Source organism: Zobellia sp. B3R18, assembly GCF_018860715.1.
In the GTDB taxonomy this organism is placed as follows: Bacteria; Bacteroidota; Bacteroidia; order Flavobacteriales; family Flavobacteriaceae; genus Zobellia; species Zobellia russellii.
In genome coordinates this window covers 90,686-107,140 of the sequence record NZ_JAHKQG010000006.1, presented here as the reverse complement: position 1 = coordinate 107,140, position 16,455 = coordinate 90,686, and the positions used below count along the sequence as shown (strand labels likewise).

Here is a 16,455-nt window from a genome sequence, read left to right as displayed (position 1 = left end):
TAAAAACTGAACACCCTGCTCTAATCAGGGCAGGGTGTCTATTTTAGTTTTTTCGGCGAATGTTACTTGAACGATGCTTTTAAAACATCGGCTTCCGTAAGACCCATGCTGCTCATTACCGCAGAAATGCTGCTTTTGTCTATTTTGGCAGTTGCAGCTTGACCAGGCACTATAACGAATCTGAAAAGCTGGCCTTGTGTAAATTGGGTTTCTAAATTTGATAGGTCATAGTTGCCAGAGATAAGGATTTCTACATCTTTTGTAGTATGCCCCGGAGTATATTGAATGGTTCCTTCGTTTGTAAAGAAAGCTTGGGGTATAAGATTCCAAACATCATCTTGGCTACCGTCTTGAAATTCTACTGTTCTGTCATACTGGTATACTAATACGGCATCGTTGGGCAATACCTCAAAACTTGTAAAATCTTCAAAGACTAAAATGCTTTCATACAAATTATCTTCTGATATATAAGAGAAGTCTACATCATCTACTTCAAAAACTTGAGCTTCTCTGCCATCAAATCCGTTTTCACCATCACGTCCGTCAAATCCTGGAGGGCCGGTTGGACCTTCACAGGCAGTAAAAAAAAGTGTAAAGAATGTGCCGAGCAAAAGAAGGGATTTTTTCATAGTATTCATTTTATAGTTGAAAATTTTAAAGATATTTAAGAATCTTTTTTCAAAAAGCGTTCCATTTTTGAATTATTCGTATCTTTTATTTGTAACATTGAAATGCTGACATAAAGTTAATTAACAAATATGTAACCTTTTTTGTAAAGTTGCTTAGATTTGTCAGCATTACTTAACTAATCGAACACTATGCCACAAGTAACTGTTTTTAGTCTTTTCTCCGAATTTGATATTGATCTTTTTAAATCAGGTAAACATTTTAGATTATATGAAAAACTAGGTTCCCATCCAATGGAATTGAATGGTGTTAAAGGCACTTATTTTGCGGTCTGGGCTCCATCTGCACGTGCGGTATCCGTAATCGGTAATTTTAATAGTTGGGATGATAGCCAGCATATGTTAAATGTAAGATGGGACGGTAGTGGTATATGGGAAGGTTTTATTCCCGAGGTTGGCGAAGGTGAAATTTACAAGTATAAAATTTACTCAAATAACCATGGAGCGGTAACTGAAAAGGCCGATCCTTTTGCAAGATATTGTGAGCATCCCCCAAAAACTGCTTCTATTGTTTGGAAAGCGGATTACACATGGGGAGATACGAAATGGATGGAAACCCGTAAGGAAAAAAATGCATTGGATGCTCCGTTTTCTGTCTACGAAGTACATTTGGGTTCTTGGAAACGTGATAAAGACGGAAACTTTTTAACCTATGAGCAACTGGCCAAAGATTTGGTGGCTTATGTAAAGGAGATGGGCTTTACCCATGTAGAGTTCATGCCTATTATGGAGTATCCTTACGATCCTTCTTGGGGATATCAGCTAACCGGATACTTTGCGCCCACATCAAGATTTGGAGATCCTGAAGGTTTTAAACTATTGGTAGATGCGCTACACCAAGCAGAGGTTGGAGTTATTTTGGATTGGGTGCCTTCGCATTTTCCTGAAGACGCACATGGCCTTGGCTTTTTTGATGGTTCTCACCTTTATGAGCATCCAGACCGTAGAAGAGGGTATCACCCAGATTGGAAGAGTTTGATTTTTAACTACGGAAGAAACGAGGTACGTGCCTTTTTGATCAGTAATGCCATTTTCTGGCTAGATCAGTTTCATGCAGATGCCTTGCGTGTAGACGCGGTAGCTTCTATGCTTTACTTGGATTATTCTAGGGAAGAAGGCGAGTGGGAGGCTAATATGTACGGAAATAATGAAAACCTTGAGGCCTTATCCTTCATTAGGGAGTTTAATGAGGCCGTTTATGGTAGTTTCCCTGATGTGCAGACCATTGCGGAAGAATCTACGGCATTTTCTGGAGTCTCTAAACCTGTTATGTACGGAGGTTTGGGCTTTGGAATGAAATGGATGATGGGATGGATGCACGATACACTAGAGTACTTTAAGAAAGAACCTATCTATAGAAAGCACCATCAGAATGATCTTACGTTTAGTGCAACCTATGCCTTTACGGAGAATTTTATGTTGCCATTTTCACATGATGAGGTAGTATACGGTAAGCAATCATTGGTGTACCGCATGCCTGGCGATGAGTGGCAGCGTTTTGCAAACTTGCGTTTGATGTTCGGTTATATGTTTACCCATCCCGGAACCAACCTTATTTTTATGGGTGGTGAATTTGGACAGACTTCTGAATGGAACTTTCAAAAAAGTTTGGATTGGGACCTTACGCAGTATGAAGTTCATAGTGGAATACAAGAACTTATAAAGGATTTGAACGCTGTTTATAAAAATTTTCCGGCCCTCTATCAGAAGCAATTTAGTCCGGATGGCTTTCAGTGGATAGATTATGGAGACCATGAAAACTCGGTACTTACGTATATTAGAAGAGGCCATGATACGGAAGATGATATCTTTATTGCATGCAACTTTACACCTGTTCCTAGGGAAAAATATAGAGTGGGTATACCTAAGACCTCAGGTAAGCTAAAAATCATTCTAAACAGTGATGATAAAAAGTACGGAGGAGCGGGAATTGACCCTAAAATTTCGGGGATAAAGAAAAAACCTTGGCATGGTCGCGAACAATCCGTAGAATTGACTATTCCACCTTTAGGTATTGTTATTTTTCAGTAAGTTGCTCTACTATAATGACAATAGTTGGTAAATGTTGTGAAATCATTTCGTTTTTAAGGTTTAAAGTCTTTTTTTTGTTAGTCTTTAAATATCAAACTAATGATAACCAATACAGAACTAGAATATAAAGGAAACCTTTACCCAAATCATATTGTAGATTATGTAAGGGATAAGGATAAGTTCTATTTTACTACCGAAAACGGTGTAATCTTAGAAGTCACGGTAATTCAGGATAGGACCATACGGTTCCGTTATGCTACGGAGCATGCGTTTCAGCCAGATTTTTCATATGCCGTTGATCCTAACGCGAGCCGAGGGTATAGTCACCTAGATTGCTTGGAAACAAAAACGGAATACATTATAGAGACCTCAAAACTTCAGGTCCTTGTAGACAAAAAAACATTACGTACCCAAATATCCGATTTAAACGGTAATATCATCAGTGAAGATGAATTAGGCTTTCACTGGGAAGAAAACTACGAACACGGCGGTAATACTGTGAAGATGAGTAAAATAACTCAGAATACGGAGAGCTTCTACGGTATGGGTGATAAAGCTACTCATAGTAACCTTAAGGGAAAAAGGGTCAATAATTGGGTAACCGATCAATACGCATATGGTAAAGATCAAGACCCATTATATAAAGCGATTCCATTTTATATAGGCCTGCACAGCGGCCAAGCATACGGTATTTTCTTTGATAATAGTTTTAGAACCCATTTTGATTTTGCTCACGAACGCCGTTCAACCACAAGTTTTTGGGGAGATGGTGGTGAAATGAACTATTACTTTTTCTACGGACCGGAAATGCATAAAGTGGTAAGAGCGTATACCAACCTTACGGGAGCGCCAGAACTACCGCCTTTATGGGCTTTGGGCTATCATCAGTCCAAATGGAGCTATTTTCCGGAAAGTAATGTAAAGGATATAGCCAAACAGTTCAGGGACCTTAAAATTCCATGTGATGCCATTTATTTGGATATTGATTATATGGACGGTTTTAGGTGTTTTACATGGGATAAAAAGAGATTTCCCGAACCCAAACGTATGATCGATGAACTATATGAAGACGGTTTTAAGACCGTAGTCATGATTGATCCGGGAATTAAAGTGGACAAAGATTATTGGATATATCAAGAAGCTGTAGAAAACGATTATTTCTGTAAGCGGGCAGATGGTCCACGAATGAAGGGTAAAGTATGGCCCGGGGAATGTAATTTTCCTGATTTCACCAATCCTGAAGTGCGGGAATGGTGGGCGGAACTTTATAAGGAATTTATGGCCGAGATAGGGGTGCATGCCGTTTGGAACGATATGAACGAACCTGCGGTAATGGAAGTACCTTCTAAAACGGCACCATTGGATACACGTCATGATTATGACGGCCACCCTAGTAGCCATAGAAAAGCGCATAACATTTACGGTATGCAAATGGTACGGGCAACCTATGAAGGTGTTAAAAGATATGTGTACCCTAAGAGACCCTTGGTTATTACGCGAGCGGCTTACTCCGGTACGCAACGTTTTGCTTCAACTTGGACGGGAGATAATGTAGCCACTTGGGAACATCTATGGATAGCCAATGTGCAAATGCAACGTATGTGTATGAGCGGTTATTCTTTTGTAGGTTCGGATATTGGCGGTTTTGCGGAACAACCAAACGGGGAGCTTTTTGCCAGATGGATTCAATTAGGGATTTTTCACCCTTTCTGCAGAGTGCATTCCAGTGGAGATCATGGCGATCAGGAGCCTTGGTCCTTTGGAACGGAGATTACGGATATTGTTAGAAAGTTCATAGAATTACGTTATGAATTGCTACCATACCTGTACACAATGTTTTGGAGGTATTCAAAAGAAGGAACTCCAATGTTGCTACCTATAGTTTGTTATGACCAAGAAGATACGCAAACGCATTTTAGAACGGATGAGTTTATTTTTGGAGAACAGATTTTGGTATGTCCAATTCAAGAGCCAAATGCTAAAGGGCGCAGAATGTATATTCCTAAAGGGAATTGGTACAATTATTGGAACGATGAAATTGTTGAAGGAGGGAAAGAAAAATGGGTTGTAGCAGATATTGATAAGATTCCACTTTTCATAAAGGCAGGTGCCATTATTCCAAAATATCCGGTACAGCAATATGTAGGAGAGTTGGAAATTAAAGAACTTATATTGGATGTATATTTTACCGAAGGAGAGGAAAACTCTGCGGTCTATGAAGATGCCGAAGATGGTTATGCCTACGAAAACGGAAAATATAGTCTAAGAAATTTTAAACTTCTGGGTAAAGAAGGGGAACTTAAAATACAACAATTTAAAGACGGGGCTTTTATTACCAGTTACGAGACGTTTAAAATCAATTTGCACGGTCTTCCCTTTAAAATTGGTAAAGTACAGATAGATAACGAAGATGTGGATTTAAAAACTATTATGCCAAATGGGGATAATACGGTTCATGTAAGCAAAGATTTTACGCAATTGCGCATAACTGCCATTTAAGTTTTTTCGTATTTTACAGGTCTAAACATAACCGTTATGAAAAAAGTAATTTTAGTTCTCGCCCTTTTCTTAGGGGTAGCTTCCTGTAAAACAAATCCGTTTACAGGGAAAAAAGTGTTGAATTTTTATCCGAACAGTCAGCTTTTTCCAACTGCATTTGCTCAGTATGACCAATTTTTGACGGAAAACAAAGTGGTTGAAAATTCGGCGGATGCCAAAATGATAACAAAAGTGGGGCAACGTATATCTTCCGCAGCAGAGAGATGGTTGACCGCCAATGGGTATTCCGGATATCTTAAAGATTATAAATGGGAGTACAATCTGGTAGATGATAAAACAGTGAACGCTTGGTGTATGCCAGGAGGGAAAATTGTTTTCTATACAGGTATTTTGCCCATTTGTGCCGGTGAAAGAGGTGTAGCCGTTGTAATGGGGCATGAAGTAGCGCACGCACTGGCCGATCATGGCGCACAACGTATGAGCGCCGGAACGTTACAACAATTAGGGGCGGTAGCCGGAAATGTGGCTATTCAAGATCCACAGAAAAGGGAAATGTTCAACCAAGCCTATGGTGTTGGTTCTCAAGTAGGGGTAATGTTGCCGTTCAGTAGAAGCCATGAGACAGAAGCGGATCGTATAGGTCTTCAGATTATGGCTATTGCAGGTTATGACCCTACGGAAGCGGCCGAATTGTGGAAACGTATGAAGGCCAATAGTGGAGGTCAAGCTCCGCCGGAGTTTATGAGTACGCACCCTTCCAATGATACTAGGATCAATAATCTTACGGAATGGGCTCCAGCGGCAAAAGCTGAGGCCAAAAAGTTTGGGGTTACTAGTTTTCAGTAAATCTTACAATTATTGTATATTTAAAACCGTTCTCAAAAAGAACGGTTTTTTTATACCATTATGCCAAAAACCAACCTTCCAAAAGGAAGTAAAAAACTACTGAATGCTTGGGCATTCTATGATTGGGCCAATTCAGTTTATAATTTGGTCATCTCTTCAGCGGTATTTCCTATTTTTTACGGAGCCTTAACCTTGGTCAAGGACAAGGAAGGTAATGTTCTAGATGACACAGTACGCTTCTTGGGAGTAGATTTTAATAATGATACTTTAATTAGTTACGTAACGGCAGCGGCTTTTTTGGTGGTCTCGTTTTTAAGTCCGTTTTTAAGTGGAATTGCGGATTACGTAGGCAACAAGAAAATATTTATGAAGTTCTTTTGCTATCTGGGGGCTCTCTCGTGCATAGGGCTCTATTGGTTTAGCATGGATTACCTCTGGTTTGGCCTGTTGTGCTATTTTACTGCTTTAATAGGATTTTGGTCTAGCTTGGTTTTCTACAATTCGTATTTGCCGGATATCGCTTTTCCCGAACAGCAAGATGCTATAAGCGCAAAAGGATATTCTTTGGGATACATTGGTAGTGTAGTTCTTTTGATTATTTGTTTGGCAATGATTTTAAAGTTTGATTCGTTTGGGTTTGAAGACGAATCAACACCTACCCGGCTCTCTTTTGTGCTAACGGGCTTATGGTGGATCGGTTTTAGTCAATACACTTATTATCATCTCCCCAAAGGGAATAAAAAGGAAACTTTTACAAAGGATATACTGTTTAACGGTTTTAAGGAATTGAAGCTTATTTGGTCAAAGATAAAGACCAACGTGCCGTTAAAGCGATATTTGGGTGCGTTTTTCGTGTACAGTATGGCTGTACAGACCATTATGTTGATCGCTACTTATTTTGGAATAGAAGAATTGGATTGGGGTACCACGGATTCCACTACGGGGCTGATTGTTAGTATTTTGCTCATTCAGATTGTTGCGGTTTTAGGGGCTTTTGTAACGTCGCGTTGTTCATCACGTTTTGGCAACATCAACGTTTTAATTGTTTTGAACCTTATTTGGATTTTCATCTGCATTTTTGCCTATACAATTACCACACCTATGGAATTTTATATAACCGCCGGGGCGGTGGGCCTTGTGATGGGGGGTATACAATCCTTATCTAGATCAACATATTCCAAGCTATTACCGGAAGATGCGGTAGACACCACTTCTTATTTTAGTTTTTACGATGTTTCGGAAAAAATAGGAATTGTGATAGGAATGTTGAGCTATGGTTACATTGCCCAGATTACTGGAAGCATTAGGTATTCAATCATATTTTTAGGCCTATTTTTCTTAATAGGGATGTTTCTTTTAACGCGGGTAAATAAAAAAGCCTCTATAAAAGAGGCTTAGTTAGATGACTGTAGTAATCGCTTTTTGATGTATTATCCTTTAGAAACATCGCCCGAACCCGATGTTTTTGTATCTATTTTTTTGGGGTTCCCGCGGTAGCTAATATCTCCGGAACCGGAAACCCTTGCTTTTAATTTTTCGTTTACCGTAACTTTTATATCCGCAGAACCGGAGATTGTGGCTTCTACATTATCGGCATTTAAATCGTAGGCCCTAATGTCTCCAGAACCGGAAATTGTAGCTTCAAAATCATGAGTATTACCACTTAGGTTCATATCTCCAGAACCGGACATGGAGGCCACAAGGGCATCCGTTGTAACATCTAAAGTAATATCACCCGAACCGGACATAGATGTTTTGAATCTGGAGGTTTTTAAAGTAGTGTGTCCAACAATATCCCCGGAACCGGATAGACTTAGCGCATCAATACGTTCTACAGGTACTTTTACTTTTATGCTGCCTTTGTGTAAAGAAGGCCTTATGCTTATGCCTTTTTTGACTCTTATGACCAATTTTTCACCCTGTACTTCGGTAACGATGTAATCCAATAAATTCTGTTCTCCGCTAATCACTAGTTCTCCTTCATTGCCTTCTACAAGGTCTACGTCAAAAGAGCCGGAAACCGCAATGGCATCGTAATCGCCAACGCTACGCTCTATACTCACTACATTTCCATTGCCTTTAATGCCTTTTCCCCATTGTGCGGAACAAGAAACGGCTGCTAATGCTAAACTTAATACGATCCAATTTTTCATGACTGTTTGTTTTAATTGATTATGATGATGATTTAATTTTTATAGAATGATACGCCCCCGTAGTCGCTAGAAATAGAAACGGAATTACCACTATTGTTAGAACCGTAATAGCCTTTGTAAAACCTACTTGTATTTTTTTCTTCGCTTATATTAATTTCAAAATCATCCTTACCACTAACGCCTGAATAAGATGTTTTAATCTCAAAGTTGAAGTGGTAATTAGGATCATAGCCTATTTTAACCCCGGTATAGTCTGTTCTTAGTTGCATATTTCCGGCATCTTGGGCCATGTTCGCTATTTTTAGGGAGCCGTAATCCGCTACGATATCTACATTGCCGTGAACCGTACCCAGTTGAACATTAATATAATCTCCTGTTCCATGTATGTTGTTGACTTCGGCAATTTCAATTTTACCATAGTCGCTGTTATATTGCAAGTTTTTCATTTGGGCTACGGAACCGTTGGTGTAGTCTGCACTAATAATCAAATCACCTGCTTTTTCAATGTGAAAACCGGAGTAATCAGCTGAAATTTTACCGCTGTTAATAAAGGAAATGGTAGATTTTGTAGTGTAATCAAAATTCAATTGATTGTTCCTGCCACGCAGTTCCCCAATATCCAACCTGCCATAATCGCAGTTTATTTTTGCATGCCCGTCTACTCGGTCAATACTAATACTGCCATAATCATTGTCTAGATCAACATTGTTCTTTACCGGCAACTTTATAGTATAGTTGATTTGCATGTTTACATTATTGCTTTTTCCCCAGTTCCACCCCCATCTACTATTATTGTTATCAATGTTGGTTCTAGCGGAAACTATGCTTTTTGAGGCTTCAAAATCTACTGAAATCCCATCTAATTTTTCCTGAGCTTTTTCTTCGTTATTGCTGTTGGTCTTAATATGAACTTCAATAAGAATGCGGTTTTCGTTCCAAGAAATAATGTTCACATTGCCATAGCTGTTGTTAACTTTTAAAAGAGCATCGGCATTGACGTAAAACTCCTTTTTTATGGTTTTTTCTTTGCTGTGTTTGCCTTTTGGTTCTCTGGTGTTTGCCATGAGTAACATGGGAACCATCAGAAAAAATAGGGCAATGGATTTATATTGTAGTTTTTGCATTATCGTAATTTTTTAAATTTTTTATGGTTTCAATTGTATTGAGAACGTCCTGTAATAGGTCAATACGCGTTTGAAAGTTTGTGATCATTGCACTTAAAATGAGTTTACTGTTGCCTCCATTAACCAAGTCTTGCTCCAATTGGGTGTAATTGGTTTCCAGTTTCTTAAGTTGTATCATGGTGTCATCAATTATCTTTTTGGTTTCGGGCGTGCTTTCGCTTTTAAGTGTGTTGACCTGTTGTTCAATAAGGCTCGCAAAATAAAATTCAGTACGTGATACTTCCGGTGATATCTGGGCAACCTGCTGTTCCAAAGACGGCTTTGATTTATACACGTTAAATACAATTGTACATAGAATTGCAATAGAGGCTGCAATGGACAAAGGTTTCCACCAAGATTTGTTCTTTCCGGTTAAGGTCTTAGTGCCTTGTTGGGTGTCCAGTTTTTCTAAAAACCGTTGCTCGTGGCCATGGGCGGGTGCCTCAAGGTCAAAAGAACCTTCTAGGTTTTTGAATAGTTTATCTATATTGTCTTCTTTCATCTTAAGCTTCCATCAATTTATTTCTTAGGCTCTCCTTGGCCCTGGAAATAGTGGTTCTACAATTGGCATAACTCATATTCATAATTTCACCGATTTCTTCATAATCGTAACCTTCAATAAGATGTAAGGTCAAAGAAATTCTGTAGTTGTCCTTTAAACACTTCATGGTTTCCATCACTTTTTGAGCCTTCGTTTCAGTTAACGCATGAGGGTCTGCGACACCTATATCATTATCTTCAACCTTGTACAATACATCTTGTATGGCAACTTCGTTTTTTTTCTGTTGCTTTCGGTAGTGATAGATACTATTGTTTATTACAATGCGTTTTAACCAAGAGCCAAAAGTTACCTCGCCTTTAAACGTATGCAGTTTCGTAAACGCGTTCAGAAACGATTCTTGCATGACATCTTCGGCTTCATCGCTCTTTTTTACAATACGTACGGCCGTGTTGTACATGGCCTTGTAATAACGATTGTAAACTTCGAGCTGGGCACTTTGCTTTCCGTCCAGACACATTTGTAATAAAGTGTCAATATGTTCTCTTTCTTGGCTCAAAAAGTGAAAGGTTTTCTTAAAGATGACCTAAGATATGGATTGTTACAGTTTGGTGGGAAAAATAAATGAACGGCATTTCTTTGGGTATGGCATAAGAATTGTCAATATTGCACCGATAGAAAAGGCACTATTCTACATTTTAGTAATGTTTACAGTGTCTTAGAGGAATATGAAGATAACAGATAACTAAGGGTTTCTGTCATTAAAATGACAGAATGACCGCAATTGATACTATGGGAGATCCTAAATTCACGAATTTTGACAATATGTCGCTACAGTCCATTGATGAAGATGCTGAGCTGATACCCCTTTTGACCGCAGAAGACGAGGAAGAGATGAGTAATGAAGCCTTGCCAGAAACACTACCAATATTGCCTTTACGCAATACCGTTTTGTTTCCTGGTGTGGTAATTCCTATTACAGCCGGCAGGGATTCGTCTATTAATTTGATCAAGGATGCCAACAATGGGTCCAAGGTAATAGGTGTGGTATCTCAAAAAGACAAGGATACTGAAAACCCTACGGTAAAAGATATAAACGTTCTGGGAACGGTAGCCCGTATATTAAGAGTGTTGAAGATGCCCGATGGAAATACTACGGTAATCCTACAAGGTAAAAAGCGTTTTGAAGTAGCTGAAATACTTACCGAAGAGCCTTATATGACTGCTACCGTGAGGGATACCAACGAGCAAAGGCCTAACCAGACCGAGCCGGAATTTTTGGCCATTATAGAGTCTATTAAGGACTTGGCTCTAAAGATTATTAGAGACAACCCGAACATACCAAGTGAAGCCTCTTTTGCAATTAAGAACATTCAGAGCAATTCATTTTTAATCAACTTTGTTTCGTCCAATCTTAACCTTGGCGTAAAGGAGAAACAGGAATTGTTAGAAATTAACAATCTTCAGGAGCGTGCACTTGCCACATTAAAACATATGAACCTTGAGCTTCAGAAATTGGAGTTGAAGAATGATATACAGTCCAAAGTACGCAATGACATGGACCAACAGCAGCGTGAGTATTTCTTGCACCAACAAATGAAGACCATTCAAGAGGAGTTGGGCGGAGTTTCGCATGACGATGAAATTGTTGAAATGCGCAAGAAAGCCAAAAAGAAAAAGTGGGACGCAAAGGTAAAGGAGCATTTTGATAAGGAATTGTCAAAAATGCAGCGTATGAATCCACAAGTGGCCGAGTATTCCATCCAAAGAAACTATTTGGACCTATTTCTAGATTTACCATGGAACGAGTTTTCAAAGGATAAGTTCGATTTGAAAAGGGCTCAGAGAATATTGGATAGGGATCATTACGGACTAGAGGACGTAAAGCGAAGAATCATTGAATATTTAGCGGTTCTAAAGCTTAGAAACGATATGAAGTCTCCTATTTTATGTCTATACGGACCTCCGGGCGTTGGTAAAACCTCGTTGGGTAAATCCGTAGCGGAAGCCCTAGGAAGGGAATATGTAAGAATATCTTTGGGAGGTTTAAGAGATGAGGCCGAAATACGTGGGCATCGTAAAACCTACATTGGGGCAATGCCAGGTAGGATTGTTCAAAGCTTGAAAAAGGCAGGAACGTCCAATCCCGTTTTTATTTTAGATGAGATAGATAAGCTATCCAGTAGTCATCAAGGTGATCCATCGTCCGCAATGTTGGAGGTTCTGGATCCAGAGCAAAATGGTGAGTTCTACGATAATTTCTTAGAGATGGGTTATGACCTTTCTAAAGTGATGTTCATAGCAACGGCAAATAACTTGTCAACTATTCAGCCGGCGCTACGTGACCGTATGGAAATCATAAACGTTACGGGGTATACTATTGAGGAGAAGGTTGAAATTGCAAAACGTCATTTGCTTCCAAAGCAACTAAAGGAGCATGGTCTTAAACCAAAAGACCTTTCCGTTGGAAAACCGCAATTAGAAAAAATAGTAGAAGGATATACGCGTGAGTCCGGAGTTCGTTCTTTGGAAAAACAGATTGCTAAAATGGTACGTTATGCGGCCAAAAATATTGCAATTGAAGAAGAGTACGATGTAAAGGTGACCAATGAAATTATAGAAAAGGTTTTGGGTCCTGCACGTTTGGAGCGCGATAAGTATGAAAATAATGATGTAGCAGGGGTTGTAACCGGTCTTGCATGGACAAGTGTTGGTGGAGATATTCTTTTTATAGAATCAATCTTGTCCAAGGGTAAAGGAGCTTTAAATATTACCGGAAATCTAGGAAAGGTAATGAAAGAGTCCGCCACTATTGCTATGGAGTACATTAAGTCCAATGCGGATAGGTTTGGGATAAATTCAGAAGTGTTTGATAAGTATAATGTTCACATTCACGTTCCGGAAGGCGCTACCCCTAAAGATGGTCCTAGTGCTGGTATAACCATGTTAACCTCATTGGTTTCTTTGTTTACGCAAAAGAAAGTGAAGAAAAGTTTGGCCATGACAGGAGAAATAACGCTAAGAGGAAAAGTGTTGCCTGTTGGTGGTATAAAGGAAAAAATCTTAGCGGCTAAAAGAGCAAGAATCAAAGAGTTAATTCTTTGTAAAGACAATGAAAGAGATATTTTAGAGATAAAAAAAGAGTATCTTAAGGGCTTAAAATTCCACTACGTTACAGATATGCACGAAGTGGTAGATATTGCTATTACGGCCCAAAAAGTTAAGAACGCTAAAAAACTCTAATGTCTAAGATTACAATTGCCATAGACGGATTTTCTTCTACCGGAAAAAGTACTTTGGCCAAGCAATTGGCCAAAGAATTAGGTTATGTATATGTAGATACGGGCGCAATGTATCGTGCCATAACGTTGTTTGCTATGCGTAACGGATTTATTGGTGGCAAGGAAGAACGACTTGAAGATTTGGTGAAATTGTTACCAAAAATCAGGTTAAAGTTCGTTCCCAATCCTGATCTTGGTTTTGCCGAAATGTATCTCAACAATGAGAACGTGGAGAAAGAAATACGCACCATGCAGGTTTCTAAACATGTGAGTAGAATTGCTGAACTTGAGGAAGTACGTTACATGTTGGTAGAAATGCAAAAGGCTATGGGCAAGGAAAAGGGCATTGTTATGGACGGCAGGGATATTGGTACCGTAGTTTTCCCCGATGCCGAGCTTAAGATTTTTATGACTGCATCTCCACAAGCAAGAGCAACGCGCAGATATAAAGAGTTGTTGGATAGGGGGGAGGAAGTCTCGTATGAAGATGTGTTGGAAAATGTGCAGAAGCGAGATTTTATAGATTCCCACCGCGAATTTTCTCCATTGCGTAAAGCGGATAATGCCATAGAGTTCGATAATAGTGATATGGGACTCAAGGAACAATTTGAACGGCTACTCAGTATAGCCGATCGCTGTATTGAGAAAGTATAAAAAAACGTGCCAGAAATTAATCTGGCACGTTTTTTATTTGTTTTCGGTTCTTTTTAGATATTAGGGATAACAAGAACTTGATCAGGGTGAATAACATCCGGGTTAGTCAATACACCTGTGTTGGCAGCAAAAATCTGCTTGTATTTCATTGGGTCCCCGTAATATTGTTTTGCAATTTTGCTCAAAGACTCACCGCTCTTTACCGTATGTCTGTGATACACAGAAGAATCACCTACCGAAATATTGGCCTTAAGATCAGAAGGGTTTTCGCCGCCCAATTGCTTTATCTTGTCCCAAAGCAAATTCTTTTCATATTGGGTGTTGGCTTCGCCTTTAATTTTTAGCACACCGTTTTCTTCGGAAACATCTCCATTTTTTATACCTAATTCTTCACCAAGATTTAAAACTTCTTGATATTTTGCTTTAACGCTCATACGTAATACTTTTTAATGGTTAATATTCTTGACCCCAAGATAACGATAAAACCACTGTTTTACGTATAAAATGGAGTAAAAAAAGGTTGCAGTAACAATGCTGTGGTAATAAGGTTGGTAAACTAATAAAAAAGATGTATTTTTGCACTCCTTTTTTACAAATTCATCAAGAGCGAAAAGGAAAGATAAAAAATTGACATATAACAACTTCTGCGATCATTGTTTAACTCTTGTGCCATCGTAGAATACAAATTTAAGATCAGCAAATGGCTGAAGAAAAAGCAACAGCTCAGGTAGAGGAAACTTCTACCGAGGCAAAACAAGAAGTAAAAGAACAAGCTCCTAAGCAAGATCCAAAAGAATTTTTGGAAAACTTTGATTGGGAGAAATACGAAGAAGGTATTGAAAGAGTAGATGACTCTAAATTAGAGGAATTTGAAAAGTTGGTAGCTGAGAACTTCGTAGATACTGCCGATGAAGAGGTAGTTGAAGGTAAGGTAGTTTATTTGACCGACCGTGAGGCGATCATAGACATCAATGCCAAATCTGAAGGTGTTATTTCTTTGAACGAATTCCGTTACAACCCTAACTTAAAAGTGGGTGATAAGGTTGAAGTTCTTATAGACATCCGTGAAGATAAAAGTGGCCAATTGGTACTTTCTCACAGAAAGGCTAGAACCATTATGGCTTGGGATCGTGTAAATGCGGCCCACGATAAAGAAGAAATTGTTAGTGGTTTCGTTAAATGTAGAACTAAAGGTGGTATGATCGTAGATGTGTTTGGCATCGAGGCGTTCTTGCCAGGTTCTCAAATTGATGTGAAGCCTATTCGTGATTACGATCAGTACGTTGGTAAGACAATGGAATTCAAAGTGGTTAAAATTAACCATGAATTCAAGAACGTTGTAGTATCTCATAAAGCGTTGATCGAAGCAGATATCGAAGAGCAGAAGAAAGAAATCATCAGCCAGTTAGAAAAAGGACAGGTGTTAGAAGGTGTTGTGAAAAACATTACTTCTTACGGTGTGTTCGTTGATCTCGGAGGTGTTGATGGTTTGGTACATATTACCGATCTGTCTTGGAGCCGTATCAACCACCCGAACGAGGTTGTAGAATTGGATCAGAAAATCAATGTTGTTATCCTTGATTTTGATGAGAACAAATCTAGAATCCAGTTGGGTATGAAGCAATTGGAGAAACATCCTTGGGATGCCTTGAGCGATGAAATCAAAATAGGAGACAAAGTAAAAGGTAAAGTAGTTGTAATCGCAGATTACGGTGCATTTATTGAGGTTGTTGAAGGTGTCGAAGGTTTGATCCACGTTTCTGAAATGTCTTGGTCTACGCACTTGCGTTCAGCTCAGGATTTCGTGAAAGTTGGTGATGAGGTAGAAGCTGTGGTATTGACATTGGATCGTGAAGATCGTAAAATGTCTCTTGGTATCAAGCAATTGACTCCAGACCCATGGACTGATATTACTACTAAATACCCTGTTGGTTCAAGACATTCTGGTATCGTTAGAAACTTTACCAACTTTGGTGTTTTTGTAGAGATGGAAGAAGGTATTGACGGTTTGATTTATATCTCTGATCTATCTTGGACTAAGAAAATCAAGCACCCATCTGAGTTTGTTTCTGTTGGAGACAAAATGGAGGTTGAAGTGTTAGAGTTGGATGTTGAAGGTCGTAAGCTTAGCTTAGGTCACAAACAGACTACTGAGAACCCTTGGGATAAGTACGAAGCTGAATTTGCTGTTGATACTGTTCATAAAGCAACTATTACCGATATCGTTGATAAAGGTGCTACAATAGACTTTAATGAAGATATCACTGCTTTCATTCCGCAACGTCATTTAGAGAAGGAAGATGGTAAGAAATTAGGTAAAGGAGACGAAGCCGAATTTAAGATCATTGAGTTCAACAAAGATTTCAAACGTGTTGTTGCAAGTCACACTGCTATTTTCAGAGAAGAAGAGCAGCGTAACGTTAAGGCGGCACAGAAGAAAGCTGCTGCATCTGCAGAGGAAGCTAAGCCTACTTTAGGTGATGCTAACGAAGCATTGCAAGCGTTGAAAGATAAGATGGAAGGTAAGAGCTAAATCTTACACTAATCTATATAGAAATCCCCATAGCCTTTTGGTTATGGGGATTTTTTTTGGTCTATAAAACTATTTTTAAAGGACTTAAGAAGCTTCTAGATTTTATTACT

Annotated in this window: 13 protein-coding genes; 7 read left to right on the top strand and 6 right to left on the bottom strand. The window is 39.0% G+C overall.

From position 1 onward, the window contains the following. Nucleotides 1–62 precede the first annotated feature (62 nt). Nucleotides 63–629, bottom strand: a complete 567-nt coding sequence (locus KO513_RS04060) for a collagen-like protein (RefSeq protein ID WP_215912395.1) — start codon at nucleotides 627–629, stop codon at nucleotides 63–65. A 189-nt stretch (nucleotides 630–818) separates the two neighbouring features. Here KO513_RS04060 and glgB point away from each other — a divergent pair, with 189 nt between their 5' ends. The 4 genes from glgB (at nucleotide 819) to KO513_RS04040 (ending at nucleotide 7,460) form a co-directional block, all read left to right on the top strand. Next, on the top strand, nucleotides 819–2,717 hold the full coding sequence (gene glgB, locus KO513_RS04055; RefSeq protein WP_215912394.1) for a 1,4-alpha-glucan branching protein GlgB: 1,899 nt from the start codon (nucleotides 819–821) through the stop codon (nucleotides 2,715–2,717). A 99-nt stretch (nucleotides 2,718–2,816) separates the two neighbouring features. Continuing rightward, on the top strand, nucleotides 2,817–5,216 hold the full coding sequence (locus KO513_RS04050) for a glycoside hydrolase family 31 protein (protein WP_215912393.1): 2,400 nt from the start codon (nucleotides 2,817–2,819) through the stop codon (nucleotides 5,214–5,216). Between the two features lie 36 nt (nucleotides 5,217–5,252). Then, nucleotides 5,253–6,062, top strand: a complete 810-nt coding sequence (locus KO513_RS04045; protein ID WP_215440894.1) for a M48 family metallopeptidase — start codon at nucleotides 5,253–5,255, stop codon at nucleotides 6,060–6,062. Between the two features lie 60 nt (nucleotides 6,063–6,122). Beyond that, on the top strand, nucleotides 6,123–7,460 hold the full coding sequence (locus KO513_RS04040) for an MFS transporter (RefSeq protein WP_215912392.1): 1,338 nt from the start codon (nucleotides 6,123–6,125) through the stop codon (nucleotides 7,458–7,460). Nucleotides 7,461–7,492: 32 nt separating this feature from the next. Here KO513_RS04040 and KO513_RS04035 read toward each other — a convergent pair whose 3' ends face one another. The 4 genes from KO513_RS04035 to KO513_RS04020 are packed head-to-tail and all read right to left on the bottom strand — an operon-like array spanning nucleotide 7,493 to nucleotide 10,436. Further along, a complete protein-coding gene (locus KO513_RS04035; RefSeq protein ID WP_215440892.1) occupies nucleotides 7,493–8,215 on the bottom strand; it encodes a head GIN domain-containing protein in 723 nt (240 codons plus the stop codon). A gap of 32 nt (nucleotides 8,216–8,247) precedes the next feature. Continuing rightward, nucleotides 8,248–9,339 carry a hypothetical protein gene (locus KO513_RS04030; RefSeq protein ID WP_215912391.1) on the bottom strand — a complete coding sequence of 364 codons (1,092 nt, stop codon included), beginning with the start codon at nucleotides 9,337–9,339 and terminating at the stop codon, nucleotides 8,248–8,250. Further along, on the bottom strand, nucleotides 9,320–9,880 hold the full coding sequence (locus tag KO513_RS04025) for a hypothetical protein (RefSeq protein WP_215440890.1): 561 nt from the start codon (nucleotides 9,878–9,880) through the stop codon (nucleotides 9,320–9,322). Before KO513_RS04025 ends, KO513_RS04030 begins: the two co-directional genes overlap by 20 nt. A 1-nt stretch (nucleotide 9,881) precedes the next feature. Further along, a complete protein-coding gene (locus KO513_RS04020; RefSeq protein WP_215912390.1) occupies nucleotides 9,882–10,436 on the bottom strand; it encodes an RNA polymerase sigma factor in 555 nt (184 codons plus the stop codon). Between the two features lie 233 nt (nucleotides 10,437–10,669). Between KO513_RS04020 and lon the strand changes: the two genes are divergently transcribed. Together lon and cmk are read left to right on the top strand one after the other, a co-directional pair. Then, on the top strand, nucleotides 10,670–13,120 hold the full coding sequence (gene lon / locus KO513_RS04015; protein ID WP_215912484.1) for an endopeptidase La: 2,451 nt from the start codon (nucleotides 10,670–10,672) through the stop codon (nucleotides 13,118–13,120). Next, a complete protein-coding gene (gene cmk, locus KO513_RS04010; protein WP_215912389.1) occupies nucleotides 13,120–13,812 on the top strand; it encodes a (d)CMP kinase in 693 nt (230 codons plus the stop codon). The genes lon and cmk overlap by 1 nt, the downstream gene beginning before the upstream one ends. Nucleotides 13,813–13,865: 53 nt before the next feature. Here cmk and KO513_RS04005 read toward each other — a convergent pair whose 3' ends face one another. Further along, entirely contained in the window at nucleotides 13,866–14,246 is a 381-nt protein-coding gene (locus tag KO513_RS04005; protein WP_215912388.1) for a LysM peptidoglycan-binding domain-containing protein, read from the bottom strand. Between the two features lie 266 nt (nucleotides 14,247–14,512). Between KO513_RS04005 and rpsA the strand changes: the two genes are divergently transcribed. Further along, a complete protein-coding gene (rpsA, locus tag KO513_RS04000; RefSeq protein ID WP_215912387.1) occupies nucleotides 14,513–16,345 on the top strand; it encodes a 30S ribosomal protein S1 in 1,833 nt (610 codons plus the stop codon). Nucleotides 16,346–16,455: the final 110 nt, after the last annotated feature.

What these genes read in the sequence shown, in the direction of transcription:
- KO513_RS04060 (WP_215912395.1), bottom strand. Translation starts at nt 629, where the DNA reads ATGAAAAAATCCCTTCTTTTGCTCGGCACATTCTTTACACTTTTTTTT.
- glgB (WP_215912394.1), top strand. Translation starts at nt 819, where the DNA reads ATGCCACAAGTAACTGTTTTTAGTCTTTTCTCCGAATTTGATATTGAT.
- KO513_RS04050 (WP_215912393.1), top strand. Translation starts at nt 2,817, where the DNA reads ATGATAACCAATACAGAACTAGAATATAAAGGAAACCTTTACCCAAAT.
- KO513_RS04045 (WP_215440894.1), top strand. Translation starts at nt 5,253, where the DNA reads ATGAAAAAAGTAATTTTAGTTCTCGCCCTTTTCTTAGGGGTAGCTTCC.
- KO513_RS04040 (WP_215912392.1), top strand. Translation starts at nt 6,123, where the DNA reads ATGCCAAAAACCAACCTTCCAAAAGGAAGTAAAAAACTACTGAATGCT.
- KO513_RS04035 (WP_215440892.1), bottom strand. Translation starts at nt 8,215, where the DNA reads ATGAAAAATTGGATCGTATTAAGTTTAGCATTAGCAGCCGTTTCTTGT.
- KO513_RS04030 (WP_215912391.1), bottom strand. Translation starts at nt 9,339, where the DNA reads ATGCAAAAACTACAATATAAATCCATTGCCCTATTTTTTCTGATGGTT.
- KO513_RS04025 (WP_215440890.1), bottom strand. Translation starts at nt 9,880, where the DNA reads ATGAAAGAAGACAATATAGATAAACTATTCAAAAACCTAGAAGGTTCT.
- lon (WP_215912484.1), top strand. Translation starts at nt 10,670, where the DNA reads ATGGGAGATCCTAAATTCACGAATTTTGACAATATGTCGCTACAGTCC.
- cmk (WP_215912389.1), top strand. Translation starts at nt 13,120, where the DNA reads ATGTCTAAGATTACAATTGCCATAGACGGATTTTCTTCTACCGGAAAA.
- KO513_RS04005 (WP_215912388.1), bottom strand. Translation starts at nt 14,246, where the DNA reads ATGAGCGTTAAAGCAAAATATCAAGAAGTTTTAAATCTTGGTGAAGAA.
- rpsA (WP_215912387.1), top strand. Translation starts at nt 14,513, where the DNA reads ATGGCTGAAGAAAAAGCAACAGCTCAGGTAGAGGAAACTTCTACCGAG.